General features: G+C 35.9%; 26 protein-coding genes. 24 read left to right on the top strand and 2 right to left on the bottom strand.

Features of this window, described 5'->3' with window-relative positions; translation table 11 throughout:
- Positions 1 to 41 precede the first annotated feature (41 nt).
- The 11 genes from ACXR6G_RS17890 to ACXR6G_RS17840 all read left to right on the top strand — a co-directional run bounded on the left by ACXR6G_RS17890 (position 42) and on the right by ACXR6G_RS17840 (position 9,305).
- Complete coding sequence (locus tag ACXR6G_RS17890; RefSeq protein WP_458362822.1) at positions 42 to 1,112, top strand: carboxypeptidase-like regulatory domain-containing protein; 1,071 nt, start codon at positions 42 to 44, stop codon at positions 1,110 to 1,112.
- Between the two features lie 319 nt (positions 1,113 to 1,431).
- Positions 1,432 to 2,139 (top strand): hypothetical protein, encoded by a 708-nt coding sequence (locus ACXR6G_RS17885; protein WP_458362821.1) that lies wholly within the window; start codon positions 1,432 to 1,434, stop codon positions 2,137 to 2,139.
- A gap of 250 nt (positions 2,140 to 2,389) precedes the next feature.
- Positions 2,390 to 3,112 carry a DNA alkylation repair protein gene (locus tag ACXR6G_RS17880; protein ID WP_458362820.1) on the top strand — a complete coding sequence of 241 codons (723 nt, stop codon included), beginning with the start codon at positions 2,390 to 2,392 and terminating at the stop codon, positions 3,110 to 3,112.
- A 248-nt stretch (positions 3,113 to 3,360) separates the two neighbouring features.
- The gene (locus ACXR6G_RS17875) at positions 3,361 to 4,362 is read left to right on the top strand and encodes a hypothetical protein (RefSeq protein ID WP_458362819.1); all 1,002 of its coding nucleotides are present in this window, start codon (positions 3,361 to 3,363) and stop codon (positions 4,360 to 4,362) included.
- Positions 4,363 to 4,468: 106 nt separating this feature from the next.
- Positions 4,469 to 4,795: a hypothetical protein gene (locus ACXR6G_RS17870; protein WP_458362818.1), complete on the top strand. Its 327-nt coding sequence runs from the start codon at positions 4,469 to 4,471 to the stop codon at positions 4,793 to 4,795.
- A gap of 123 nt (positions 4,796 to 4,918) precedes the next feature.
- The gene (locus ACXR6G_RS17865; RefSeq protein WP_458362817.1) at positions 4,919 to 5,488 is read left to right on the top strand and encodes a hypothetical protein; all 570 of its coding nucleotides are present in this window, start codon (positions 4,919 to 4,921) and stop codon (positions 5,486 to 5,488) included.
- Between the two features lie 81 nt (positions 5,489 to 5,569).
- On the top strand, positions 5,570 to 6,034 hold the full coding sequence (locus tag ACXR6G_RS17860) for a hypothetical protein (RefSeq protein WP_458362816.1): 465 nt from the start codon (positions 5,570 to 5,572) through the stop codon (positions 6,032 to 6,034).
- Between the two features lie 138 nt (positions 6,035 to 6,172).
- A complete protein-coding gene (locus tag ACXR6G_RS17855) occupies positions 6,173 to 6,577 on the top strand; it encodes a hypothetical protein (protein WP_458362815.1) in 405 nt (134 codons plus the stop codon).
- A 678-nt stretch (positions 6,578 to 7,255) separates the two neighbouring features.
- A complete protein-coding gene (locus ACXR6G_RS17850; RefSeq protein WP_458362814.1) occupies positions 7,256 to 7,708 on the top strand; it encodes a hypothetical protein in 453 nt (150 codons plus the stop codon).
- A 59-nt stretch (positions 7,709 to 7,767) separates the two neighbouring features.
- The gene (locus ACXR6G_RS17845) at positions 7,768 to 8,760 is read left to right on the top strand and encodes a PliI family lysozyme inhibitor of I-type lysozyme (protein ID WP_458362813.1); all 993 of its coding nucleotides are present in this window, start codon (positions 7,768 to 7,770) and stop codon (positions 8,758 to 8,760) included.
- Positions 8,761 to 8,885: 125 nt separating this feature from the next.
- A complete protein-coding gene (locus ACXR6G_RS17840) occupies positions 8,886 to 9,305 on the top strand; it encodes a hypothetical protein (RefSeq protein ID WP_458362812.1) in 420 nt (139 codons plus the stop codon).
- Between the two features lie 4 nt (positions 9,306 to 9,309).
- Here the strand turns inward: ACXR6G_RS17840 and ACXR6G_RS17835 are convergent, their stop codons facing one another.
- A complete protein-coding gene (locus ACXR6G_RS17835) occupies positions 9,310 to 11,382 on the bottom strand; it encodes a helix-turn-helix domain-containing protein (RefSeq protein WP_458362811.1) in 2,073 nt (690 codons plus the stop codon).
- Positions 11,383 to 11,696: 314 nt separating this feature from the next.
- Between ACXR6G_RS17835 and ACXR6G_RS17830 the strand changes: the two genes are divergently transcribed.
- Both ACXR6G_RS17830 and ACXR6G_RS17825 read left to right on the top strand, forming a co-directional pair.
- Positions 11,697 to 12,302, top strand: coding sequence for an ankyrin repeat domain-containing protein (locus ACXR6G_RS17830; RefSeq protein ID WP_458362810.1), 606 nt, complete (start codon positions 11,697 to 11,699; stop codon positions 12,300 to 12,302).
- Between the two features lie 96 nt (positions 12,303 to 12,398).
- On the top strand, positions 12,399 to 13,502 hold the full coding sequence (locus ACXR6G_RS17825; RefSeq protein WP_458362809.1) for an acyltransferase family protein: 1,104 nt from the start codon (positions 12,399 to 12,401) through the stop codon (positions 13,500 to 13,502).
- Between the two features lie 88 nt (positions 13,503 to 13,590).
- Here ACXR6G_RS17825 and pepF read toward each other — a convergent pair whose 3' ends face one another.
- Positions 13,591 to 15,489 carry an oligoendopeptidase F gene (gene pepF / locus ACXR6G_RS17820; RefSeq protein ID WP_458362808.1) on the bottom strand — a complete coding sequence of 633 codons (1,899 nt, stop codon included), beginning with the start codon at positions 15,487 to 15,489 and terminating at the stop codon, positions 13,591 to 13,593.
- Between the two features lie 268 nt (positions 15,490 to 15,757).
- Between pepF and ACXR6G_RS17815 the strand changes: the two genes are divergently transcribed.
- From ACXR6G_RS17815 to ACXR6G_RS17765, 11 genes are all read left to right on the top strand, one after another.
- Entirely contained in the window at positions 15,758 to 16,456 is a 699-nt protein-coding gene (locus tag ACXR6G_RS17815) for an aspartate/glutamate racemase family protein (protein WP_458362807.1), read from the top strand.
- Positions 16,457 to 16,750: 294 nt separating this feature from the next.
- Positions 16,751 to 17,176 (top strand): large-conductance mechanosensitive channel protein MscL, encoded by a 426-nt coding sequence (gene mscL, locus ACXR6G_RS17810; protein ID WP_458362806.1) that lies wholly within the window; start codon positions 16,751 to 16,753, stop codon positions 17,174 to 17,176.
- Between the two features lie 71 nt (positions 17,177 to 17,247).
- Positions 17,248 to 17,691 carry an SRPBCC family protein gene (locus tag ACXR6G_RS17805; RefSeq protein WP_458362805.1) on the top strand — a complete coding sequence of 148 codons (444 nt, stop codon included), beginning with the start codon at positions 17,248 to 17,250 and terminating at the stop codon, positions 17,689 to 17,691.
- A gap of 83 nt (positions 17,692 to 17,774) precedes the next feature.
- Positions 17,775 to 18,776, top strand: coding sequence for an AmmeMemoRadiSam system radical SAM enzyme (gene amrS, locus ACXR6G_RS17800; RefSeq protein ID WP_458362804.1), 1,002 nt, complete (start codon positions 17,775 to 17,777; stop codon positions 18,774 to 18,776).
- A gap of 28 nt (positions 18,777 to 18,804) precedes the next feature.
- Positions 18,805 to 19,650: an AmmeMemoRadiSam system protein B gene (amrB, locus tag ACXR6G_RS17795; protein WP_458362803.1), complete on the top strand. Its 846-nt coding sequence runs from the start codon at positions 18,805 to 18,807 to the stop codon at positions 19,648 to 19,650.
- 414 nt (positions 19,651 to 20,064) lie between these two features.
- The gene (locus ACXR6G_RS17790) at positions 20,065 to 20,850 is read left to right on the top strand and encodes an outer membrane lipoprotein-sorting protein (protein ID WP_458362802.1); all 786 of its coding nucleotides are present in this window, start codon (positions 20,065 to 20,067) and stop codon (positions 20,848 to 20,850) included.
- 58 nt (positions 20,851 to 20,908) lie between these two features.
- Positions 20,909 to 22,120: an ABC transporter permease gene (locus ACXR6G_RS17785; RefSeq protein WP_458362801.1), complete on the top strand. Its 1,212-nt coding sequence runs from the start codon at positions 20,909 to 20,911 to the stop codon at positions 22,118 to 22,120.
- A gap of 49 nt (positions 22,121 to 22,169) precedes the next feature.
- Positions 22,170 to 23,384, top strand: a complete 1,215-nt coding sequence (locus ACXR6G_RS17780) for an ABC transporter permease (protein ID WP_458362800.1) — start codon at positions 22,170 to 22,172, stop codon at positions 23,382 to 23,384.
- 72 nt (positions 23,385 to 23,456) lie between these two features.
- Positions 23,457 to 24,122, top strand: coding sequence for an ABC transporter ATP-binding protein (locus ACXR6G_RS17775; protein ID WP_458362799.1), 666 nt, complete (start codon positions 23,457 to 23,459; stop codon positions 24,120 to 24,122).
- A 15-nt stretch (positions 24,123 to 24,137) separates the two neighbouring features.
- Positions 24,138 to 25,283, top strand: a complete 1,146-nt coding sequence (locus ACXR6G_RS17770; protein WP_458362798.1) for a hypothetical protein — start codon at positions 24,138 to 24,140, stop codon at positions 25,281 to 25,283.
- A gap of 229 nt (positions 25,284 to 25,512) precedes the next feature.
- The gene (locus ACXR6G_RS17765; protein ID WP_458362797.1) at positions 25,513 to 26,631 is read left to right on the top strand and encodes an efflux RND transporter periplasmic adaptor subunit; all 1,119 of its coding nucleotides are present in this window, start codon (positions 25,513 to 25,515) and stop codon (positions 26,629 to 26,631) included.
- The last annotated feature ends 10 nt before the right edge of the window (positions 26,632 to 26,641 follow it).

Genomic DNA, 26,641 nt, shown 5'->3' with positions numbered 1-26,641 from the left:
ATTAGAAAGAGATTTTGAAATGTTGAATTAAGATAATAGCTATGATTAAGACACTATTTGTTTTCCTGTTTCTATTGTTTGGAACACATAACTTAATGTTTGCAGAAAGTATCAAACATACCATTACAGGTAAAGTGATTGATAGTATAAGTAAACAACCGATAATAAATGCTGCGATCTTTATATCAGGAACAACAATTGGTACCACAACCAATAAGAATGGAGAATTTAAACTCGAATCGCCTTATGTTCCCTTTCAGCTCGTTATCATGCATCTCAGTTACAAGCTTGTTGTTTTAGATATCAAATCTGCTGGGAACTTTCATGTTGAGCTAATCAACAGACCTCTTAATCTGAGTGAACTTAGTGTTTGCGCAAAAAATATGCGTCGTAGGAATCTTCGTTTATTTTACAAATATTTTATGTGGAATTCTAACAAGCAACAAGTTAAAGTTCTTAACGATTCAGTCTTAAGTTTTAGACGTGATGGTCATGATTTTCACGCCTATTGTAAAACGCCTCTTTTGCTGGAAAATAAATACTTAGGTTACAATATTAAGCTCATTATTCAAGATTTTCACGTGTGTAAAAAACAGATGTCTTCGGGAAAAAAACTTAAGCTAAAATCTGGATCTGGAATTGGGGTATTCAAACTTAAAGGCTTCTATTATTATAAACCAGCTGACATAGAGAATCCACAAAAGAAACTAGTAATAAAACGTAATAGGCGCAAACATTATTTTGGTTCATTACGTCATTTCCTTACGAGTATGTATCAGAACAAATTCAAAGAAAATGGATATGACATAAAAGCCAAACTTGATTCTACGAAACGGCACTTTGTTCTTACAAGTGAAGAGAAAAACTTGAAGCACTACAAATTTGGCACAGATACGCTTCGAGTGACTTATTTTGAAAATCAAGATGAAGAACCAATTAACTTAAATGAATTGGATGGAGTCTACTATATTTACACCTCTACCTTATTGTCATTAGGCAAAGAATTCGAAGTTCGCGCCAATGGTACTTCAAGAGAGCTTTCTTTTGAATTGAAAGGGCCAATGGGGCAGCGTTCACCAGCTAATTCATTACCGGATGATTATACGCCATGAATACCTCTCATTAATATTAATGAAAATTATATAATATTATTATAGAGTTATTATGTAGAGTCTTTCTGTTTTGCACCTGCTTATAGTTTTACTTTAATATAGGATATTGTTTAATTCTTGTTTTTTATAATTTAGATGGCCTTTAAGTCTTGATTAGAGCTTTCTGAAAAATGCTTTTTATTTTGCAAATCAAAAAGCAATTTTTAGGTTGAAAATTGAATGTAAGGATTGGAATAATAATAATAATTTATAAAAACAGACAGATAAGTGATATAAGTCGCTATGCGACTTACACACTTGTTAGCTGCAACATATAAATATGGACATAAAAGAGTATAGATTTTTGGAAGCTTCTTGGATCTTAGTGATATCTGTTTTCATTTCAACAATGATTCTAAACGCTTTCGTAGCATTTAAAATTCAAGAAACATATGAACTATCCAATGGGCCAATATCAGGAATTGCGATTGTAATTTATATTTTACTTGTTCCTGTATTAGTTTCTCGAATTCTAGCATTTAGCAAAACAACTATTCGCATCAATAAAAGAGAAATCCATGTTTATCGAAGTTCAATGATTGGATTGCCTATTAAGTCAAATTTTAAATTGCATTATTCCCAAATAAAAGAGTACGTCTTTCAAGAAGATCTGAACTGGTATTGGCTAAAACTTGTTGATGTAAGCAATAATAAATATCGAATATGGAAGCTCGAACTCTTCAACAATAAAGAGTATAAAAATTTTCGAGACAGACTAAATAATGAAATTCGATGGTATAATGAAGAAACTAAAAATTCAAAAAATATTGACTCAACAACCTACATGATAGAAGTCGCATCGAATATTTATCAAGGAAATGTAGGTTTAATACTAGGATTAATTTCACTTATTACTTTAATAGTTATTCCAATAATATTAATAATGTTTGAAGTGAAGAACTTAAGTTCGATTGCTCCTATTTTAATTGGACTTTCAGGTGCTGGTTACACATTGATTAAAGTGAAAAATGAACGATCAAAAAAATAAAATGCAGCAGCTAACAAAAGCTAAATTACATGGGCGGTGATGAGCAGTTTGAAAGTTTATCGCAATTAATAAACACCAGCAAGCCAATTAAAATTGGTTTGTTCAAAATATAAACAATTTCACTCGGCTTGCTTCTTTAGCGCATTGATAAGATTACTCTTTGAAATTGCCCACGAAACTTAGCAAGTCCGTTGTGCCGCATGCACGGAAACGTTTCAGCAAACAACTAAATCATCGAAATAAAAATGCCATGATAGTAAATAAATTCAAGGAGATAAGGAGCTTTTGTGAAGTTAATTCCAACCCAGAGATAATTAATAAATATCAGAAATATTTCAAGAAAGGATATGATGGTTATGGAATAGATGATAAGTTGTTTAAAAGCCAAATTGAAATTTGGTTTGAGCAATGGAAAGAAGAAATGACCATTGAAAGTTACCTGGATTTAGGCGATGAGTTAATGAAAAATGGGAGATTTGACGAAAAGCATGTTGCTATAAATTTCGTAAAATCAAGTAGAACGGATTTTTCAAAGGAAACATTTTACCGAGTGAGCAACTGGTTTGATTATGGAATTAATGATTGGGCAACAACAGATGTTCTCTGTATGATTGTTTTATCAGGTTTGCTCTATGACAAGGTTATAGAATATAAGGATTTAAAAGCATGGATTAATTCTAGATCTGAATGGAAACGAAGAGCTATTCCTGTTGCACTTATTGAATTGGATAAATTAACGAAGAATCTAAAGCCAATTGAAGCTATAGAATTGATAGAACCTCTAATGCTTGATAACTCTGAATATGTTCAAAAAGGTATTGGGACTTTATTACGTGGACTTTGGAAAAAATATCCTTCAGATATCGAGGAATTTTTAATGAAATGGAAAGACCAGTGTGGCAGATTAATAATACAATATTCCACAGAAAAAATGGATAAGGAATATAGAAAGAAATTTAGGAAAAGTAAATAAAGCACGACGGCACAACAAAAGCTAAATTTCATGGGCGCTGATTAGCAGTTTGAAAGTAAAATTCAATTAATAAACACCAGCAAGCCTTTTAAATTGGTTTGCAAAAAAATATAAACAAATTTATGCGGCTTGCTTTCGCGCGGTCTGAAAGGGAAATTCTTTGAAAATTGCCTACGCGCACCTAGCGCAGCCCGTTAGGCAAAATACTAGGAGAACGTGGCTAAATTCAATAATCTAAAATAACGAAAATGAAATCTAAATTATTTTTCGCAACATTTATTCTGTGCATTTTAAATATATCAGCTTTTAGTCAACTAAATGGATACAATTCTTTTGAAAAACTTGATTCATTAGGAAGTAAATATTATTATGAAAATAATTCAGATTCTTCAATTCTTGTTTTTGAATATGCAAGGAGTATGTTTCCCGAATACGATGAAAATGCAACTCTAACACTCAGCTTTTTATACTCAAAAACAAAACAAGATTCCATGATATTGGAAAATTGGGATTATGGATTAAATAAAAGATATTTTTTTGGAATAAATGATTTGCAATTCAAACAATTTGAAAATAATCCTGAATTTAACAGACTCTTAAAAATTGATAGGCAAATTGGAGACAGTTTGAATAATTTAGCTCATGTGGAATATGAAGTTATTCTGCCTGCAGATTACTCAGAAGATAAAGAGTATCCCTTATTATTTGTTTTTCACGGAAATAACAGAAATCTTCAACAAGCAAAATCAGTGTGGACATCTAAGGTAATGCAAGATAAGTTTGTAACCGTTTACTTGCAGTCATACATACACATGAGTAAAACTGCATATCAATGGAAGTTGAATGATGAAAGGACAAACAAGGAATTCAAAGAAATATATGAACAGATATTAAAAAAATACCCTGTCAATAAAAACAAAATTATTTATTTAGGTATGTCAGCAGGCGGCAGACAAGCTGTTGATTATGCCTTCAATCAATTTGTACCAGTTAATGGATTAGTTTTAAACTGCCCAGTGATAGCAATGATAAGCGAAAATTTAATCAATACATTCATTAATGAAAACAAAAAAATCGCTATCATAACAGGTGAAAACGATTGGGCATTAAATGACCAGAAAAACTTAATAAAGAAGGTGGATAGTTTAGATGGCTACGGTAAAATAACCATAAATGCAGACCTTGGTCATCAATTTGCAAAAGACTTTTCAACCGTACTTGATGAATATTTAAATTGGATATTGGAATAAAGTACTTTGCCTAACAAAAGTTCAATTTCATGGGCGGTGGTGAGTCACTTGATCCCGATAGCTATCGTTAACAACAAGTTCAACAAGATAAATACAAAAGAATATTATGAAAGAACAAAAGAATAATTCAAAACTGATTTTTGCCTTATCAATGCTCTGGGGATTATCACTCATCTTCGCGCAATTTGCTTATTATTTAGGCAGTACCGAAGGGTTTGCAAACGCATTGGATGCAATGATTTCATATATGCCTACTTCAGTGGCAATATTAATGTTGAGTTGGATTGCTGGACGAAACTTGAGTAAAATGCAATTCAATATGAACCCAACAAAGCGACAATTTATTCTAATTGCAATTCTATGTTTATTCTTTTTTCCAATTGGATTATTCTTCTTATTTGGGACAAAAAAATATAAAGAATTAGAGAGCTAGGTATACAAGTTGCTAACAACTAAGTGTTCAATAAAAGCTAAATATCGCATGGGCGATTGTGATCCCGATAGCCTAAGAGCCTAGCAAGATCGTTGACAATGAACATTAATTAAAAGAGAAAACATGACAAAAAAAACTATTTTACTTACGATTCTTATTTTTTCAATTTTATTAGGTGCATTTTCTGTTACAAAATTTTTAATGTCGAAGAATGAGTTTCAAGAAAGATTTGTTGAATTTTCAACGCCTTCAGAACAGCAAATTGTACTTGAAGAGGGAATATATGATTTGTTTGAATTATCTACTAAATCTGATATTGAAAATGATATCGATTATATCATTTCAATACAGGAAACAAATCCAATGCTTATTGAAATAAGTGAAGATACGAATGACTCTGTCGAAAATCTAAAGACAACGATACGCTTTACGATAAATGACAATGTATATAAAAGCATAGGTTATTTTGAGATTGATAATAAGCAATCTGTAACACTTATTTCCAATGTAACTAGCAGTCAAATTGATAAATTAGCATACAAGATAAAGACAAACACAAACACCTTCTTTGATGTTATGAAATTTGGACTGTTATTTTTAATAAGTGTTGTCGGAATATTAATTTCAGGAATCTCGCTTATTGTTATCATAAATAAGAAAAAAACTATTGCCAACGATGCCACTATCCTATAGGACCGTGTGTGTGAGGGGTGAGCAAATTCCAAGCAGGGTAGCTTGTCCTTAAACTATGAATTGAATCAATTATTGATGAATATGGAAATTAAAGAACTTATACGGGGGGCAAATATTGAGCAAGACAAAAAGTTGCCTGCTTATTATGATATTTTTGAAAATCTAATTCAGGAATTGAGAACCAAGGAAATACACTTAGAGTTAATAAATACCATAAATCAAGCTATTGAGGCGCTTAATATATTTACTGGTTCGAATAAAGATTTGTTGAAACTTCTGAGGAAGAAGCAATCTGAGATACTTCAATTATTAGAAAAAGAACTTAAGCTGGTAACGAAAAACCATTATATGACTTTGTGGATGTCTATTGGAATGCCTGCTTTTGGTATTCCCATGGGTGTTGTATTCGGATTCAGCTTAGGGAGTATGGCCTATATAGGTTTAGGTTTACCATTAGGAATGCTTATCGGAATGGTTTTTGGAATTTCATTAGATAAAAAGGCTTATAATGAGGGCAAACAACTTCAGGTGGAAATATCAATTTAAACATTCTGAATTAGAAAAAGCAAATGATAAATAAGCTATTTATATGAATAGTATATTATTCATTTATTCATCCAAAATCAAAAAAGATTATAGAGACTTAACTCTCTTTGATTAGAGAGATAGATATAAGATAAAGTAATGGAATACGATTTGAGAAAAAAATATCAGAAGAAATCAGATAAGGAATTATATCTGATTTTTTCAGGAAAAAAGAACTTGGGTGAAGATGCAAGTTCGCTTGCAGAAGAGGAGTTGAAGAATAGAAATTTCGATTTCGAAAATATTGAAAAATATCAGAAAAAATGGGAACTTGAGAAACTTATAGAAGAAGATCGGGGTTCGAATTCCTTTTTTCGTTCTGGGAATTACAATTCCAAACATTATCTATTAACGGGAATTTTAGGAGTTCTAGTGTGGCTATTTTTCACACTCGACCATTTTTTTAATTTTATTAATGATACAAGTTCAACTACAAGTGAAGTCGAAAAATATTTATTCCCTTTTATATTTCTAGGAATGGCGCTTGTTAGTTTTATTGGTTAGCGAAATAAAAGAAATAGTGAAAGATATCGTAAAAGAAAAATCAAGGCGTTAATTGAACAGTTATAGTTTTTAATATTCAAATATAGAATTTTAATTATGGGTTTATTTGATAAGAAAGAACCAGAAACAATTAATGTGGCAGGGCATGACTTGGTTTGCCCTATATGTAGTAGTCAGTTATTTTGGAGACGAGAAGCGCAGTTGAACACAGCGGTAGCCAGTTTCTTTGATTTGGATTGGGCTAATAAAACAGCCACCTGTTTCGTCTGTTCTGGATGCACGCATATATCCTGGTTTTTAGACTAAAATAAACTGTTTAAAATCAATCGCGTCCTAAACGTTTTTGTTTGTATCGTGTATTTTATTGTTAATAATAGATTTAAGCTCGATAATAGAATTGAGGGGTTCTTTTTGATCTTCTCGAAAAAGGGCATTTCTTTTAAATAGTTTTCGTTTTACGAAAGCTTTAGAAAGACTGGGAAGTTCCGAGCCTGCCGAGGAAATCACCCGGCCGCACTTAAGCATGAGGCAAATAAGAAAGGTATTTAAAAAGTAGCCTTGATTTTTTTTGCTTCGTTTTTTGGATCAAGCCAAAAAATGAAGTCGGGTTTGGGCAGACAGCCCAATTAATAAAATTATTTAGGACAACATTGGTTTAAAATATTAAAAATCTATAGAATGGAAAGAATTCAATTATTCAAATTCAATAAAATTAGCTTTCGCTTTTTATTAGGTGCAGCTATATTCTTCTTACTATTTGGCATTGGCGATTTTGTCATTGCTATCATCGGTGGTTTTGAATTTGAATTCCCCGGGGATTGGAGATCTGTACTTTTTATTATTCAGGGGATTATATATTGTATATGGGCTTATGATGTTCGTAGGAAAACTAGATTTTTTATCGAATGTAATGAGAAGGAATTTAAGTATTTGATACCAAAATCGAAAACCCTTAAATGTGTTGCTATAGCTGATATGGAAGAATTAAAAATGGATGGTATTGATATCCGTTTTCTGGCTAAAGAAAAAGAGCATCACATACGTTTGGAGCATATTGAATGGAAAGAATTGAATCTTGTAAAAGCCTTAATTACGGATTTATCATTGAGAACAAGTCATAATAATGCCTAAATTTGAGGGAAATAAGTCTCGGCTTATCTTTTGATTTCAACAGTAACACAGACAGGATCATGATAAAATTAAAAACAATTTTTCTGACGACTGCTATAGGATTAGTCGTTCTTAGTGGATGTAAAAATTCAGTTCAAAAGACTGGAAAAGACAAGCTCGAAAAACAGCCTGTTAAGGCATTAAGCATAAATATTTACGGGAACTACGTTTCTGATGCTTATGCCAATAGAAATGAAGGTTACGATTGGCTTGCTGTTTCGATAAGGCAAGCTGGAGAAAATAAGATTAGCTTATCGGTTCGTTCACGAGCTGATAAAAAAAAGCCCACCTGTACGTTTGATGCTATTTTTCACAAGCAAAACGATAGTATTTATCAAACTCGTGTTGACGGGAAAGAGGTGCTGCTCGCTATTCAGAACAAAACCATAAGCCTGAATACTAGAAATGTTGAGGATAGTGGTGTTCTATCTTTTTATTGCTCGGGTGGAGCAAGCCTGGCAGGAGAGTATACCAAAATAGATGGTGAGCTGGATAGTAGCCAGATCGATAAAACCTTGTTTTCAAAATTTCTGGAATTGCAAGGCATCGGATTTAGAATTTCATCTGTAAAAAATGATTCCTGCCATATGCTTAGCATTGCACCCTTGGGATTGGAAATAGATAATAGAGTTGAAAATGTGGCGATTGATGGGCGAGTGATTGATGCCGAAATTGAAGATTTAAATTCAGACGGTTCGCCGGAGCTTGTAATTTATACCTGTTCAGAGGGGAGTGGAAGCTATGGGGATGTTATCGCTTATTCTGTGAATAATAAAAAGTTTATGAGTCGAATTTATTTTGAACCCGTTGTTGAAAATGTTAAAATTAAGCAAGGCTATATGGGACATGATGAGTTTGCACTTGTTGAACGTTCATTGGTACAGCGTTTCCCGATATATAAGGATGGCGATTCCAATGCCAATCCAAGTCGTGGCATTAGACAAATCGCTTATGAACTTATAGATGGTGAGGCATGCAGACGATTTGTTGTGAAGCAGATAAGTGAATATTAATAAGTGAAATAGGCTATTTAAATGCTTGATTTCTAATATGTGACTGACAACCTATCTCAATTAAAAAGGTGGAACATGTAACTTAATGGGGAATTAAACACTCCAAATTTATTAATACGAAGCATATGAATACGATTGTTAGAAATATACTTGCTGTAATAGCTGGATTTATTGTAGGGAGTGCCGTGAACATGGGACTTGTAATGATTAGTGGTTCCGTAATTCCACCACCAGCTGGTGCAGATACTTCAACAATGGAAGGCCTGAAAGAGGCTATGCATTTGTTCGAGGCCAAGCATTTTATTTTTCCATTTCTAGCTCATGCCTGTGGAACTTTCGTGGGTGCTTTTTTAGCCACTTTAATAGCAGTCAATCACAAGCTTAAGTTTGCTATGGGAATTGCCTGCTTCTTCCTTTTGGGGGGAACAATTAACGTGGCTTTGCTGCCTACACCTTTATGGTATGCCTTCGTTGATCTGATTGGAGCTTATTTGCCTATGGCTTGGTTTGCTTTTCAATTGGCAAAATCCTTTTCAAAAAAATAAGAATTTAATTGTGTTGACCGAGTAATCCCTTTTTATCAAGGGATTTCTTAAGTTGCTTGTGACGTTTCCAGAATTTTGATTCAATTTTATTCAGGATCAGCTTAAATTCTGGTTCGTCTTTCATATTATCTATTAAGGGATCGATCTTTAAAAATAGTAGAATCCAATATTGATAATTGTCTTCCATCGAAAACAGTTCCAGATGTTTAATGGCTTTTTTTGCATCTCCTTTTTGAGAATAGTACATCGCTAAGCTTAAATTTTTGTAAATAGATTTATCTTTAGTGGCGTAGTTAAAATAATCGTTAAAATGTTTTTCGGATTCCTCAGCCAGACCTAATTTTGCTAATACCAACCCGATTTTAATATCCTCATGAGGATAAATACTCAAATTGTATTTTTCCTTGGCAGCAATAAAATGTTTGTAGTATTTGTAGGCTCCATCGTAATCGCGCATGTAATAATGAATTTTCCCAACCTCTTGTAAAATATCCAAACGGGTTGTGTCTTTCTGGAGAGCTGTAATTAAAAGGTCTCGGGTTTTCTGAATATCTCCATTTTTTGCATACAGAATGTAAGCTTTCACATATTCTGAAAATAAATTCTTATGATTATATTCCAATGAATTGTTAATGTATAATTCAGCTTTATCCACAAAACCGGTTTGTACGAAGGCATTGCTGACATGCAAATATATAAAACTGGCCGTTACCGAATCCTGTGCTGCAATATCCAAACGAATTCCTTTTAAAGCATACTCCAGATACTTTTCTGTATTGGGCATATAATTGGTATAATAATCGGATAGAAAATTAATGACCAGAGCCGAATTAGGATTGTATTGCAAGGCTTTTTCAAGATAAGGAACTGCCATTTCGTATTTGCCCTTGTTCATATAATATAGAGCCTTTGCAAGCAAAGATTGTGGCAATTTCGGATCAAGGAGTAAAGCTTTATCTGCATTCTCATTTATGACAAGAGCATGTTTTTTTTCAGCCTGAAAAAGATCCAAATAATAGTAGGCCATAGCAATATCAGCGTAAGCACGTGCAAATTTTGGATCGTGCTCAATTGCTTTTTCAAAATAGCCAATGGATTCCTCAAAATTCTCTTTTTTCCCTTTAAAGAATAAATCAAGGCCCTTTAAAAAGTAATCATAGGCAACAAGATTATTAGTAGGCACTTTATTTATCCTCTCTACTTCTTCCGGAGTAATAATAGCCTGAATTTTTCCTGCAATATTTTTTGCAACTTCCTGTTGCAGTTTAAAGATATCTTTGGCTTCTCTGTTATATTGTTCAGCCCACAAATGTTTATCACTTGAAGCATCTATCAATTGAATATGAAGTGAAATTTGATCATCAATCTTTTGACCGCTGCCTTCTACAAAGTAACTTACATTTAATTCCTTGGCAATTTCCTTAATTGTTTTAGTATTGTTTCTGTACCTCTCAACCGAGGTTCGGCTAATGACTCTTACATCTTCAATTTTTTGAAGTTTGGTAAGAATTGATTCCATTAAGCCATTAATAATATAGACATTGGTTGAATCGTTACTATCGTTCTTGAAGGGTAAAACAGCGATTGATTTCTCGAGAGTAGGCTTTATGGTCTGACTTGGTTTATATATGACATAGAGAATCGAGACAAGTAACAATACGGAAAGAGCTACCACAAGGATATTTCTATTCTTATTATTAGGGCTTGGTTCATCTTGCAGGGAACTATTTTCCAGTTCTCTTTGTTTTCCAGTTTCGCCGGGAGGGTAGCCGTAAAAATCACGAAAACATTTAATAAAATAAGAGACACTACTAAAACCTACTTGGTAGGAGACTTCTGAAATGCTTGAAGATTCATTTCTCAGCATTTCCATGGCCTGTTGCAAACGAATTTGTCGGATAAATTGACTGACGGAAAGATCGGTGAGTTTCTTTATTTTTCGGAGTAGGTTAGAACGACTCATAGCCACTTCACTGGCAAGTTCCGATACACCAAACTTTTCGTTTGATAGATTCTCCTCAATAATTTCGGTGACTTTCTTCAAAAAATCATTTTCTATGGGGCTTGAATCTGGCATTCGTTTATGGACTTTGTATGTTAGATCAAATTTTTACAAAAGATACGAATATTGACTAAGGATGCAATTCTGTAGGCATTAAACTCGAATTTATAATGATGAATTTACATGCTTTGAATTGGCAAAATTAAAGAGGAATATTTTTGGGATTTTTCATTCATGATTCAAGCTTTGCGTCATAATTGATACTCCTGCGTCATAAATTCAATGGCTAAATCAAACTTGATATCATTCGCATCATGTATGATTAGTCCTGCGTCAGGCTTTGATAGACCTTTACAATATAGAAAGTAAGTCACATCTTAAAACAATTCATGATGAAAACACAAATGATTAATACGAGTAAAAAACTTATAAGCTACCTATTCCTAATGAGTCTAGTAATGTCTATATCTTGTCAAAGCAAATCAGCTGATTCTGTAAAAGGGAATAGTAAAAAAGCAGATAAGGAAGCAAAAGTGGAAGCACCAAAAATGGATATTCATGCAGCTGCTTTTATGGGGAATGTTGAGGTGATTCGTCAACATATAAAAGCAGGATCAGATTTGAATGTGAAGGAAGCTGTTGGTGGATCTAGTCCATTGATATCTGCAACTGTATTTGGAAAGACAGAGGTTGCTCTTGCTTTAATTGAGGCAGGTGCTGATTTAAATTGTACAAATAATGAAGGATCAACAGCATTGCATTCAGCAGCTTTTTTCTGCAGAAGTGAGATTGTAGAAGCTTTGATAAACAAAGGAGCGGATAAAACGATTAAGAATAAGGCAGGATCAACCGCATTGGAATCGGTGCAAGCACCTTTTGATGCCGTAAAGGGAATCTACGATTTCATAAGTAAACAACTTGGACCGTTTGGATTCAAACTTGACTATAAGTATATCGAAGCCACTCGTCCTAAAATTGCGACGATGTTGCAATAAAATCTGTCAGGCCAAGGCGACTCTTATTAATAATGGTCGCATGGCCTTGATTTAAATAGAAGTTAAAAGAAGAAAGTTAAGCGCAAAAAAAACATCATGGCACATTTACAAAGAAGATACGATATAGATTGGTTGAGAGTTATTACCATTGGTTTGCTGTTAATATACCATATAGCCATTGTGTTTCAACCTTGGGGTATATTCATAGGTTTTATACAAAGTTCTGACTCTTGGGAATCTTTGTGGATACCCATGTCGATATTGAATATTTGGAGAATTCCTTTGCTGTTTTTTGTTTCAGGAATGGGCGTTTGTTTTGCCATAAAAAAGAGGAATTGGAAAGAATTGTTGACAGAACGTAGCAAGCGAATTTTGCTTCCTTTCATCTTTGGAGTACTTCTGATTGTCCCTTTACATTTTCTGATTTGGCAAAACTATTACAAGCAAGATCTAAGCTATTCTCTAAATCCTAGTCATCTTTGGTTTCTTGCTAATATCTTTATCTATGTTCTTGCTTTATCACCTTTGTTCTTTTATCTGAAAAAGCATGTGGATGGACGATTGATGAAAGGCTTCATGAAATTAATAGAGAAGCCTATCGGATTGTTACTTGTCTTGCTTCCTTTTGTAATTGAAGTGTTATTGGTAAAACCAGAAACCTTTGAAATGTATGCCATGACCTGGCATGGTTTTTTCTTAGGAGGCTTAGCTTTTCTATTCGGCTTTTGTTTCGTTTTAGCTGGATCTGCATTTTGGCAAAACCTACTCAAATGGAGAGGCTTGTATTTACTTATTGCTCTCAGTCTTTATGCAGTTCGTTTGTATGCTTTTGAACTCAAATCGCCTAATTATTTAATGGCTGTTGAATCGAATGTTTGGATCTTCGCGGTTATGGGCTATGCTTATCGATATCTAAATCAACCCAGTGAATTATTGAGGTATTTAAGTGAGGGAGCTTATCCAATATACATACTACACATGTTCTTTTTATTCTTAGGATCATCGCTCATTTTACCGCTTCATCTGCCTATGCCAGTTAAGTTTGTATTGATTGTTCTTTTTACTTTTGCTGCTTGCTTTGTACTTTATGATTTGGTCATAAGAAGAGTTAATTTTTTAAGACCAGTCTTTGGACTAAAAGGGAAACGTCAATCAAGAGTGATTTGTAAGAATGAAGAAGGAGTGTATGTGAAGGTTTAAGTACATTAGAACGAAGATATTTCTAGCTGCATAAAAAAAAGGCAGTTCCAAAAAGGAACTGCCTTGAGCTATTTCGAGTTGAGAAATACTATTTCTCTAGCTTTTCAATTTCAACAGCCAGTTGATCAACCAATTGATCTAGTTGGTTAATTACAGCTAAAATCGCTTCTGGTTTCGACAAGTCAACACCTGCTTTTTTCAACTGCTCCATTGGGAAATCGTTCCCACCTGATTGCAATAGAGTTGTGTAGCGCTTTAAAGCCGCTTTCTTATCTTTCTTGCTACCTTCAGTTACATCTGTGTACAATTTAGCCGATGATGCAAAACAAGTTGCATACTGGTAAACGTAGTAAGGTGAATTGTAGAAGTGAGGAATACGAGTCCATGGGTAGTTTGAGTATTTTGTTTTCTCAGAAACATCACCGTAATACTTTTGTGCAATATCACCCCAAAGCTTAGCAAAAATATCAGCATTTACTGGCTTGTCTTGCTCAACCATTGTATGAGCTTGATATTCGAAATCTGCAAACATCGACTGTGCATAGAAAGTACCAATGATACCTTGAATTGCTTGATTCAACAAAGCAATACGCTCCTTAGGATCTTTAGTGATTTTCATCATATGATCTAAAAGCAAACGCTCGTTGAAAGTAGAAGCAACCTCAGCTACAAAAATTGTATAACCATGAGTAGCGAAAGGCTGAGTTTCGTTAGACAAGGTTGTGTGCATGGTATGACCTAGCTCGTGAGCCAAAGTAAATACATACTCTAGAGTCTCATCGTAGTTTAATAGCATATATGGGTGAACACCATAAACACCAGCAGAAAATGCACCACCACGCTTACCAGGGTTTTCATATACATCTAACCAGCCGCTTGCAGTCGCATTTTTCAATTTAGCTTGATAATCTTTTCCTAAAGGAAGAACTGATTTAGTCACGACCTCAACTGCCTCTTCGTATGGGTAAGTTTTCTCGAAATCAACCAAACTCATTGAACCATCAAAACCGTAGTATTTTTCAAGACCTAAAATCTTCTTACGAAGCTTCGTGTATTTTTGTACAGGAGCCGTGTTTTCTCTAACCGTGTTGATTAGGTTTAAGTAAACATCCTTAGGAATGTTGTTACCTTCCAATGAAGCATCTAAACAAGACTCATATTTTGCAGCACGAGCATTTGCCCATTCTGATTGAATGATACCTTTATAAATAGAAGCATAAGTGTTCTTGTTTTTGTAATAAACATCGTAAAGAGCTTCATAGGCTTTCTTACGATCTTCCTGATTCTTGTTTGTGCTAGTAATATGAGAATACATACCAGGAGTCACTTTTACTGTTTTACCGTCAGATAATTCAATTTCTTGAAATTCAATGTCAGTTGTTGAAAGAGCTGTAAAAACATCACCTGCAGTACCTGATGATTGAGAAAAGAAAGAAACCAAACGCCCCATTTCTTCATCCAATACGTGCTTCTGCATGCGGTACATATCCATTAAGTCAAATGCATGAGGTTGTAAAGCTGGTGTTGAAGCAATCCATTGTTTCATTGTAGCCTCAGGAATCTTGATCATCTCAGGAGAAATCCAAGTTGTTGTCATTCCCATATTTGCAAAGAACATACCCACTTGCTGCAGTTTAGCTTGTAGTTCCATATTTTTCCCATCAACAGTAGATTGGAATGAAACGAACTGATAAACTTTATAAGCTTTCTTCATCATCGTTTCTTGAGCAGTAAGAAGTGTTACTAAATTATCAGCATTCTCACCAAGCTTTCCCTTTAGGGATTGCATCACTTCAATATCCTTAGACATTGACTTGAAATCAGCTTCCCAAACGTCCCAGTTCTCATAAATATCAGAGAAGTTCCATTTGTACTGCGCTGGAATCTCTTCACGAGTCTTGTAATTTACCTGTGCTGTAGCTTGCAAACACATGGTCGCAGCCAAAAGGGTCATGATGATACCCCCCTTAAATTGTTTAAACTTCATGTTCATTTTATTTAAATATGTAGGTTATTATATTTTAATCTTTAAGATCAAAGATAGAGGCATGTGAGGGTATTTTCATAATCGAAGATCATATAAAAAAGAGAAAATCGATTATCATATATCTGAACAGGATGAACGGATAAACTTACACTTTAAAAATATGCTCGAGATCAGGGATGACTGGCAGAAAACTAGTAAATTTATATATTGCTGAATAAGTCGAAGAATCTGACTTAATAAATGGCAGCTATAAACTAAGCTAATAAACATGAAAAGAATTGGATTAATAGGAGGCATGAGTTGGGAATCTTCAATCGTTTATTACGAACTGATTAATAAGAAAGTGAAAGCAGTTCTGGGTGGTTTTCACTCTTGTAAAAGTTTGATGGATACTGTCGATTTTGATCAGATTGTGAAGCTTCAACACGAGGATAGATGGGAAGAGTTAGATGAGATTATGCTTGACTCCGCTAAACGACTAGAAAAAGCTGGAGCTGATATCATTGTTTTGTGTACCAATACTATGCATTTATGTAGTCCGGCCATCAAGGCAAATATCTCAATTCCTTTTCTTCATATTGCTGAAGCTACAGGTATGGAGATTGTTAGTAGAGGCATTAAGAAAGTAGCCTTACTAGGCACCAAGTTTACCATGGAAAAAGATTTTTATAAGGAGGTGCTTTCTAATCAGTTTGGTATAGAAGTTATTATTCCTAATGATGCAGAAAGAGCACAGGTGCATCAGATTATCTATGGCGAATTGGTTCAAGGTAAAATCAAGGATGAATCGAGACAGGTTTATCAAACTATCATTAAGAATCTGGAGGATAGAGGGGCTGAAGGTGTGATCTTAGGCTGTACAGAGATTCCACTTTTAATCTCGGATTCGGATGTGAATATTCCAACCTTTGATACGACAACATTACATGCTGTAAAGGCTGTGGAATGGGCTTTAAAGAAGGATTAGTTGAGTTAAGGTCGAACTTTTTATCCAGTGAAATAGGAAATCAAGAGTAAGATCATTGATAAAGTAGGAAAAGGATCAAATTCATTGATCATGAGATGGGCAAAAAAGGCTAATATGAAGTTGTTATAAAAGATATCCAGGTTTAGCTTTTTATAAGTCCAGTTTATTAGGAAAACTTAAGTATAATAGCAAGATTTCATGAATAAAAAGAGTTGCGTTTTTGTTTAATATCTTGTTAGTTATTAAAAAGATACGTAACTTTTTGTTTGTGTTTAATAACCAAACAATTAAATCATGAATGAATTTAAGAAATTTATTACAAAAGGGAATGTACTCGACATGGCTGTAGGTTTAATTATGGCTCTATATTTCGGTGCAATTATTAAATCATTAGTCAATGATATTATTATGCCACCCGTTGGAAAGCTCATGGGAGGTGTCGATTTTGCTGATTTGAAATATATAATGCAAACTGCCGTTCCTGAATCTATTGCAGGTGCAGGTGATGGCGTAAAAGAAATTGCCATAAGTTATGGTTTGTTCATTAATACAATTATTACATTCTTAATTGTGGCCTTTGCTATTTTTATGCTTGTTAAAGGATATAACCAAATGAAAGCAAAAATGGAAAAGAAAGAAGAAGAAACCCCAGCTGCGCCTCCCGCACCATCTAAAGAGGAAGTTTTGTTAGGTGAAATTCGTGATCTTCTGAAAAAATAAACGTTTACAAACTCCCCGGCCTGATTCCAGGGAGTTTTTTTTATCTTCTATAAATGGAAATCGAGTAAATTATGAATATCGATAATGGTAAAGTTGTTGTTGAGCAAAGCTTTCATGTGTCTGTCAGTCAGCTTTGGAAAGCCATAAGTGAGTTGGAACAAATGAAGCATTGGTTTTTTGAGAATATCGAATCATTTAAAGCTGAAGTTGGTTTTGAGACTCAATTTAATGTGAAGTCTGGAGAAAGAAATTTTATGCATTTGTGGAAAATTACCGAAGTCATTCCTTTGGAAAAGATTGTATATTCCTGGAAATATGAAGGCTACGAAGGTGAGTCCTGCGTTAGTTTTGAAACCTTTATAACAGAGGGAGGATCAAGCTTACGTGTTAGTCATATCCTTATCAATAGTTTTCCTCAATCCATACCTGAATTTACTCGAGAAAGCTGTCAGGGCGGATGGGAATATTTTATCCATAATCGACTAAAAACCTTTATGGATGATAAAATGTTATAATTACTAGTCTTAAATCACAAATCAAGCTCATTTGTTGAAACCCAGCCTCATTCCCTTTCGTATACGCAAGTATACCTTTAGTTATGGAAAGAGCCCAATATTATGAAACCCTGAGTAATCAGAGGGTACGTTGTACCCTTTGTCCTCATTACTGTGAAATATCTGAAGGTCTTCGTGGTGTCTGTCATGTCCGTATGAATCGGGATGGCATCCTTTTTACGGATGTCGATGGCAGGTATTCAGCCATTCATATGGATCCCATTGAGAAAAAGCCTCTTTATCATTTCTTTCCAGCTAGCTCAATTTTGTCTCTTGGTACAAAAGGCTGTAACATGAGGTGTAAGTTTTGTCAGAATCATGAGATTTCGCAAGCTATTCCAGGCGATTACCCGTATATGAGACCCTTTTCAGATGAAGAAATTCTGGAGATCGCACGAGAAAGCAAGCCTTGCATTGGTGTTGCTTATACTTATAATGAACCAACCGTTTTTTTTGAATCTATGATTGCATTGGCTCGCAAGATGAAGCTGAACGATTTGAAGAATGTTATGGTGACCAATGGCTACATTAATCCTGAGCCACTTGATGAGTTGTTAGAATATATGGATGCTTTTAATATTGATTTGAAGGCTTTTAGGAGAGGCTTTTATAAAAAATACACGCATTCACAATTAGATCCTGTATTGGAAAACTTGAAGACGGTACAAAAGAGTGGCAAGCATCTGGAAATAACGCATTTGGTGATTCCTGGTTTGAATAGTAAAGACAAAGAGTTTGAAGAACTCGTAGTTTGGATAGCAGGTGAACTGGGACCAAACACTGTTTTGCACCTTTCCCGTTTTTTCCCTGCCTACCAATTGATTATAGATCCCACACCAATAGAATTGTTGTATCGTTTCTACGATATTGCTAAAGATCATCTGAATTATGTGTATTTGGGTAATGTGAACACCCGGTTTGGAAATGATACCTCTTGCCATCATTGCGGACAGGATTTAGTGCGTCGTTTTAACTATATGGTTGAGGTGATTGGCTTGGAAAAGGGGCATTGTAGTGCATGCAAGAAGCAAATCGTTATTTGTTGAGATTACGAAAATGAAAATCTAAGATATTATGAAAGTAAGGAGAGCATCAGTTGCAGGTACTTTCTATCCAAAGCAGCCAGAAAGAATAAAGGGACTGGTTCAGCATATTTTAAGCAAAGAAGCTAAGCTGATTGATTATTCTCTGGGTAAGAATCATATATTGGGAGGAATTGTGCCTCATGCTGGTTATATGTATTCTGGCTATGAAGCGATTCACTTATATGAATTGATCCGATATTCTCAAATTCAATTTGATACGATTATTATTCTCAATCCCAATCATTCTGCTTATTTGGAAGAGGAAGTGAGTGTGGCGGGAAGTGATGCCTGGGAAACCCCACTAGGAAAAGTTGAAGTGGATGTTGAATTTGGCAAGATGTTGAAATTACCTATGAATACAGTGGCCCATCAAGCGGAGCATTCCGCAGAGGTTCAGCTCCCTTTCCTCCAATTACTTTTGCGTGAAGGTTTCAAAATTCTACCCATATGTATGAATCATCAAACTTTAGAATGTGCCCGGAACTTAGCTCTTTCTATAGCTGAAGCTAATAAGTTTCTTAAACGTAGGTTGTTAGTTTTGGCTTCTTCTGATTTTTCTCATTACGTCTCTCCCGATCTGGGATTTAAACTCGATCACTTGGTTGTTCAAGCCATTCTGAAACTGAATGCAGAGCAGATTTTTAATGAAGTTACACGGCACCGTATTTCAGTTTGTGGTTTTGGACCTATCATGACTCTCGTAGAATATTTACAATTGTTACATAAGGATGTAAAGGTGAAGGTCCTTCGCCAAGGGAATTCAGGCGATGTCACAGCTTCGGACTCCGTTGTAGATTATTTCTCTATCATGTTCTATCGACCAGAATTCGCTTAATTAAATTTATTGTGTAGGTAACTAGCCACAAATCGAAGGCTTTGAAAGCTGCCTTCTTGCTAATCCTGTTCTGATCACGATAGCATTCATAAAATCAATTTCCTCATTCATGTCCAGTTCCCTTATCTGCATCTGAAAAGCCATAGCTTAATAAGTTTCTTCTCCGTTGCTATAATTCCGAATATTTTGTTTTAAGCGGGTAGGAGAATCGGGGGATTCCAACTGCTAAGATAAGACGACAGTCTCAGGATAAAGCGTACTAAATTAAGTATTTATGAAAATATTAATTATAAAGTTTGTCTGATTTGAATCATAGTTCGTAAATTACTTAAGGAATGAAACCCAATGGGGAGTTCTTTTAGTCTACTCCATCTCAGTTTCTCCCGTTCTTTGCACTTCCTAATATTTTGATATATGAAATTCACTATAGTCTTTAAGCATAGTTTGTTTGTCATATTAATAGCGGTTTTGTTTTGTTTGTTGACCTTTCCGGGCTTGGCTCAGAAAGATAGTGTTACGGCAAAGGAAATTGTGAAGATTGCAGATGAAAAAATGCGTGGACTTAGCAGTCAGGGCGAATATAGCATGACAATTGTTCGACCCACCTGGTCGAGAACGGTAATCATGAAATCCTGGTCTAAAGGCACTGAGTATTCAATGATCTATATTACGTCTCCGGCGAGGGAGAAGGGGCAGGTTTTTCTGAAAAGGGAAAAAGACATGTGGAATTGGGTCCCTTCCATCGAACGCTTGATTAAAATACCACCTTCGATGATGATGCAATCCTGGATGGGCTCCGACTTTACCAATGACGATTTGTTGAAGGAGTCTTCAATTTTGAAGGACTATAGCCATGTACTATCCGGAAAGGAAGATATTCGGGGCTACACGTGTTACAAAATTTCAATGTATCCTAAAGAAGAGGCACCTGTAGTATGGGGCAAGCTGGTGATGTGGATTAGTACGAAAGATTATCATCGCCTTAAAACAGAATATTACGATGAAGATTCATACCTGATTAATGTAGAGAACCTGTTCGATATTCGCAAAATGGATGATAGGGAAATTCCTACGCGAATGGAAATGGTTCCTGTGGACAAGGAGGGTAACAAAACTATTTTCGAGTTCAGAAATGTGAAATTTAACATTGATATAAAAGAGAGTTTTTTTAGTCAACAGAATATGAAACGGGTTCGGTAATTCAAATTAATCACATAATTTATTTGTCAGTTATCATATGGGAATAACTTATATCATAATGGCCTGGCGCAACTTGTGGCGTAACAAGAGAAGGACTATCATCACGATAAGCTCTATTCTGTTTGCCATGTTTTTTGCCCTCGTGATGCGATCCATGCAAAAGGGATCCTATGCCAATATGGTAGATAATGTTGTGGGCAGCTATACGGGTTACATTCAGATACATGGGACCGAATACTGGGATAAGAAAACCATTGACGAAAGTTTAGATGCCAGTAAATTTCCCGAGGGAGAGATAAGCGAACTAAAGAATGTAAAAGGACTGGTTCCACGCTTGGAGTCTTTTGCTCTGGCTTCCTCTGAGAATGTGACCAAAGGCACCCTTTTAACAGGCATTATTCCAGAAAAGGAGGATGAATTTACAGGACTCTCCGAAAAAATTGTGGATGGGAATTATCTGGAAACAGGAGACGGTAAAGTGATGCTGGCTGAGAAATTGGCTTCCTATCTGAAACTAGGACTTGGCGATACGCTAGTACTGATTAGTAAAGGCTACCATGGCGTAAGTGCAGCCGGAAAATATGCAGTGAAAGGGATTTTGCATTTTCCATCTCCCGAATTGAACAAACAGCTGGTGTATATGAATTTGGAAGATTGTCAGGCTTTTTTTGGAACGGAGAAACGATTGACGTCTTATGTTGTGCTTTTGGACAGGCATAGACCTAAAACCATACTCCAAACCAGGGATGCAATAAGAAAAACTCTGTCGCAATCTTATGAGGTGATGAGCTGGGAAGAAATGATGCCCGAACTCGTCCAAATTATTGAATCGGATAATGCAAGTGGACAGATCATGTTGGGCATACTATACATGATTATTGCTTTTGGTATTATGGGAACCATCATGATGATGACCATTGAGCGGATTCGTGAGTTTGGTGTGATGGTAGCTGTTGGCATGCAAAAGTTTAAGTTGGCTTTGGTCGTTTTATTTGAGACCTTGATGCTGGGTGTAATAGGGATTATATTAGGATCAGGTTTAAGTATGCCTTTTATCTACTATTATTATTTAAATCCCATTCGCCTTACCGGAGATGCGGCTGCCAGTATTGAGAGTTTTGGTATGGAACCGATTATGCCCTTTGCCTGGGAGAGTTCTTTTTATCTTAATCAGGCTATCGTGGTATTAATAATAACCCTAATAACGGGACTGTACCCATTTTTTAAGGTGATAAAACTGGAACCAGTTGATGCTCTGAAAAGTAGATGATATCCCGTATTAGTAATTAAAATTGAACCATTAAATTGATATACAGATTATGCTTTTAATTATTGCCTGGCGAAATATTTGGCGGAACAAACTGCGAAGCTTTGTGGTAATTGTTTCGGTTAGCCTTGGATTGGTAGGTGGTATCTTTTCAATGGCAATGATGTACGGCATGATAAATCAAAGGGTACAAAACATCATTGAAAATGAGATTTCACACATTCAGGTTCATCATCCAAAGTTTACTGAGAACTACGAGATGCAATATGTCGTGCCAGATGCTGCGGAATTTCAGAAGGAATTAATGATATCTTCCGAAGTGGAAGCTGTTTGTAGCCGTTTGAGAATGCCCGGCATGGCCAGTTCTGCTCAGTCGGGAGCAGGGATAATGATTTTGGGTATCCAGCCGGATGAGGAACAAAGGGTGACCCGAATTCATGAAAGCCTGGTGGAGGGCTCCTATTTGGAGGGGAGACGGAATCCGATTCTTATCGGAGAGAAACTTGCCCGAAAATTAAAAGTTCGACTTCGGTCGAAAATAGTTCTTACTTTCCAGCCACGAGAAGGAGAGCTTGCGCGTGGAGCTTTCCGTATTGCAGGGATTTATAAAACCAACAATTCAGCCTTCGATCAGAGACAGGTATTTGTTAAACGATCAGATTTGGTCCGAATATCTGAATATAAGGATGAGCATGTGAACGAACTGGCCTTATGGCTAAAGCAGATAGATTCAGCCCAAACGTTTAGTGAGAAATTGCAAAAAAAAAGTCAGGAGCTTCAGTTTTTGACTTGGCGAAAGATACAGCCCGACCTGGCTATGGTAACCGATTTTATGGCGGAGTATTTCATCATTTTCATGAGTATCATTTTGGCGGCTCTTGGTTTTGCCATTGTGAACACCATGCTGATGGTTGTGATGGAGCGAATCCGTGAATTGGGTATGCTTATGGCTATAGGCATGAATCGGGGTAGGGTGTTTCGAATGATCATTCTCGAAAGCATATTCCTTTGCCTGGTAGGAGGAATTTCCGGGGTAGGTGTCAGCTTTGTTTTGATTGAATATTTTAACCATGCAGGCATCGATTTAGGCTTTTTTGCCGAAGGATTCGAATCGGTTGGCTACGCATCACAAGTATACCCCGAACTGGAGTCGAAATTCTATTTTATTATTGGTTTCATGGTTGTCGGGATGGGAATTGGTGCTGCCGTTTATCCGGCATGGAAAGTTCTGCGTTATCAGCCGGCAAAGGCTTTGAGGATGGAATAGTAACTAATTTGTAATTATCAATTTCTAATTGAAATAATAATGGCAGTTATCGAAGTAAAAGATATTCGGAAAGTGTACACTGAAACCAAAGTTCCTGTGTATGCAGTGAATGGTATCGCTTTAAGTTTTGAAAAGGGTGAGTTTGCCGCCATAGTAGGCCCCTCTGGTTCGGGGAAAACCACCCTATTGAATATCTTGGGAGGAATTGATGTGCCTTCTGAAGGAGAGGTTATTATCGACAAGAAGAATATTGCAAGCCTATCCTCTCGTCAGCTAATCGATTTTCGTTTAAAAAACATTGGTTTTGTATTTCAGTCCTATAACCTGATTCCAGTACTTACGGCTATCGAAAATGTAGAGTTTATCCTTCAACTGCAAGGTCAAAGTAAGACTGAAAGGCGAGAGCGGGCTCAACAGCTTCTGAATGAAGTTGGTTTGGGAGATCGTGTGAATGATCGACCAGCCCAGCTTTCTGGTGGACAGCAACAGCGTGTAGCGGTGGCCAGAGCTTTGGCTTCCCGACCTCAATTTGTGCTGGCTGATGAACCCACTGCAAACCTGGATTCAAAATCGACGGAGAATTTGCTCAATATCATGGAGAAACTGAATAGGGAAGAGGGGATTACTTTTATCTTTTCGACACATGATTCCCGAGTAGTGAGGAAAGCCAGGAGAGTAATCACCATTGAGGATGGTTGCGTGGTGAGCGATGAACGAATTGCCCCGAATAGCATATAAAATCCATTTTACCTTATGCGTAAATATCTGATCATAATTGTTATGCTTTTCTTTTCCGACTTCCTCCTGGGACAGGATAAGAACTGGTCTATGGACGGTTATCTGAAGGATATGCAAATGATCTACTATGCTGAACCAACGCAAAGCTGGACGAATCAGAACCTCTTGCACAATCGACTTAACTTTAAATGGTATCCCTCGTCCTCTTGTGTTTTTGTGGCAGAGATGAGGAATCGATTTTTCACGGGCAAGTTGGTTCGCGACATCCCAGGCTATAGCCAGTTCATTGATCAGGATAATGGTTTCTGGAATCTCTCTACTCTTGCGATAGATAGTGATGGTGCTGTGTTACATTCTATGATCGACCGTGTTTATCTGGACTATTCTATTGGAGATTGGCAGATCCGTTTTGGACGGCAGAGAATTAACTGGGGAATGAATCTGGTTTGGAACCCCAATGATGTCTTCAATACCTATTCCTTTTTGAATTTTGATTATGAGGAACGCCCCGGAACAGACGCCCTAAAAGTGCAATATTATACCAGTGAGACCTCTTCTCTTGAGTTAGTTTATCAAATCGGGGAGGATAGTGATGAAAGGGCATTGGCAACTCGTTTTCGTTTTAATAAGTGGAATTACGACTTCCAATTATTAGGAGGATGGGTTGAAGAAGATCTGATATTTGGAGCTGGATGGGCTGGTGATATTTATGGGGGAGGTTTTCGAGGTGAATTCACCTGGTTCATTCCTAGAGAAAATAGAGGGAATAAAGCTTTTCTTGCCTCTGTTTCGGGCGACTACAGTTTCTCTAATAGTCTGATGCTGCATGCAGGATTTTTATACAACAGTACGGGTAATAACGATCCAATTTTTCATACGGGCTTATTGGCACCAGTAGAATCTTCTCCACGGGGATTGAGTCGAGGAAAACATGCTCTGTTTGGCCAGATTTCCTATCCGCTTACCCCTCTGTTTACGACTTCCTTATCGGTCATTTCTAATCCTTCGGATGGCTCCTTTGTTTTGAATCCCAGTTTAGGCTATTCACTCGTGACTAATCTGGATCTTTTACTTGTTGGCCAGCATTTTTTCGGTGATGATTTTACTGAATATGGAGATAGTGGGCAAGCTTTTTTTATGCGATTAAAATGGAGTTTTTAGCACAAGGGATAATTATCAGTTATATGTCTGTTGTTCTAAGTAGTTATTGTTATCAATAAATATTTGAAATCAATCTCTTTATATCTAATTTAGGACATTAAGACACTACATAAGTCTTTGCTGACTCTTGAAATTTTAACAAGTCCTTAAGATATGTAGATGCGATTTAAACTAAAATAGAATTACTTTAGTACTTTAAATAATTGAAATTATAAAACACTATCAATAGATGAATCGAAAAGTCGTTATTGTCGTCTCAGTTGCTCTAATATTAGCCTTCGCTTACGCTGGTATGCTGGGTTTAAAGAGCCTTAAAAAGCAACCACAAAAAGATTTAAACCGAAAGAAAGTGCCTTTCGTGAAAGTCGAACAAGTCAATTATCAGGCTATTGCATCACCTATCGTAGAGAAAGGACGTTTATTGTCGAACATGGAAGTAAATTTGAGTTCAGAGGTTCCAGGACGAATTGTTGAGGTCGGCGTGCCATTGAAAGTGGGGCAGCGATTTAAGAAAGGTGATTTGCTAATTCAGATATACGATAAGGATGCTCAAATGGATCTTCAAGCTCAGAAAAGTAAGTTTCTGAATAAACTAGCTCAAAGCTTGCCTGATATTCGTATTGATTATACGGATAGATTTACTGCATGGATGGATTTCTTTAATGCCATCGATTTGGAAAAGGCGATGCCAGAGTTACCCGAAATGACTACTGGAAAGGAAAAGGTATTCCTGGCCAGTCGAAATATCTTGGGCGATTATTATGCTATTAAATCTAGTGAAGTTAAAATTTCGAAGTATCGTATATATGCGCCATTCTCGGGTTCCTATGTTCAAGTAAATACTCAGATTGGTGCCGTTGCCGGTATGGGATCAAAGCTTGCGAGTCTTATTGAGTCTAGCAAGTTGGAATTACAAGTGCCTATTGAACCAGAGGATATCAAATGGTTACGAATTGGCGATCAGGTTGATGTTTTAGCATCGAATGGAGAGAAAGTGGCTTCAGGGAAGCTCTTGCGTAAATCTGAATTTGTTGATGAAGGAACTCAATCAATTGCCGTTTTTGTGGGACTTAAAACGAATAATAGCGAACTTTATCAAGGTCAATATTTGACTGCTAAGTTTAAAGGTAAGCTGATTGATCAGGTTATGGAAATTCCTCGAAATGCTGTGTTTCGATCTAATAGAGTCTTTGTTGTTGAGGGAAATATGTTAAAAGAGAAGCAGATTAATGTGCTTAAGAGAAACGAAAATACTTTGATTTTTAATGGTCTTGCTAAAGGTGAACTTTTGGTGACAACAGTTCCTGTAAAAGCTGCCGAAAATATGAAGGTCCAGATTCTGAAATAATCTTAAGTCT

The organism is Ancylomarina sp. YFZ004 (assembly GCF_054254355.1).
Note: the sequence above shows the minus strand (reverse complement) of the source record. Positions and strands in the feature narration are given on the sequence as shown.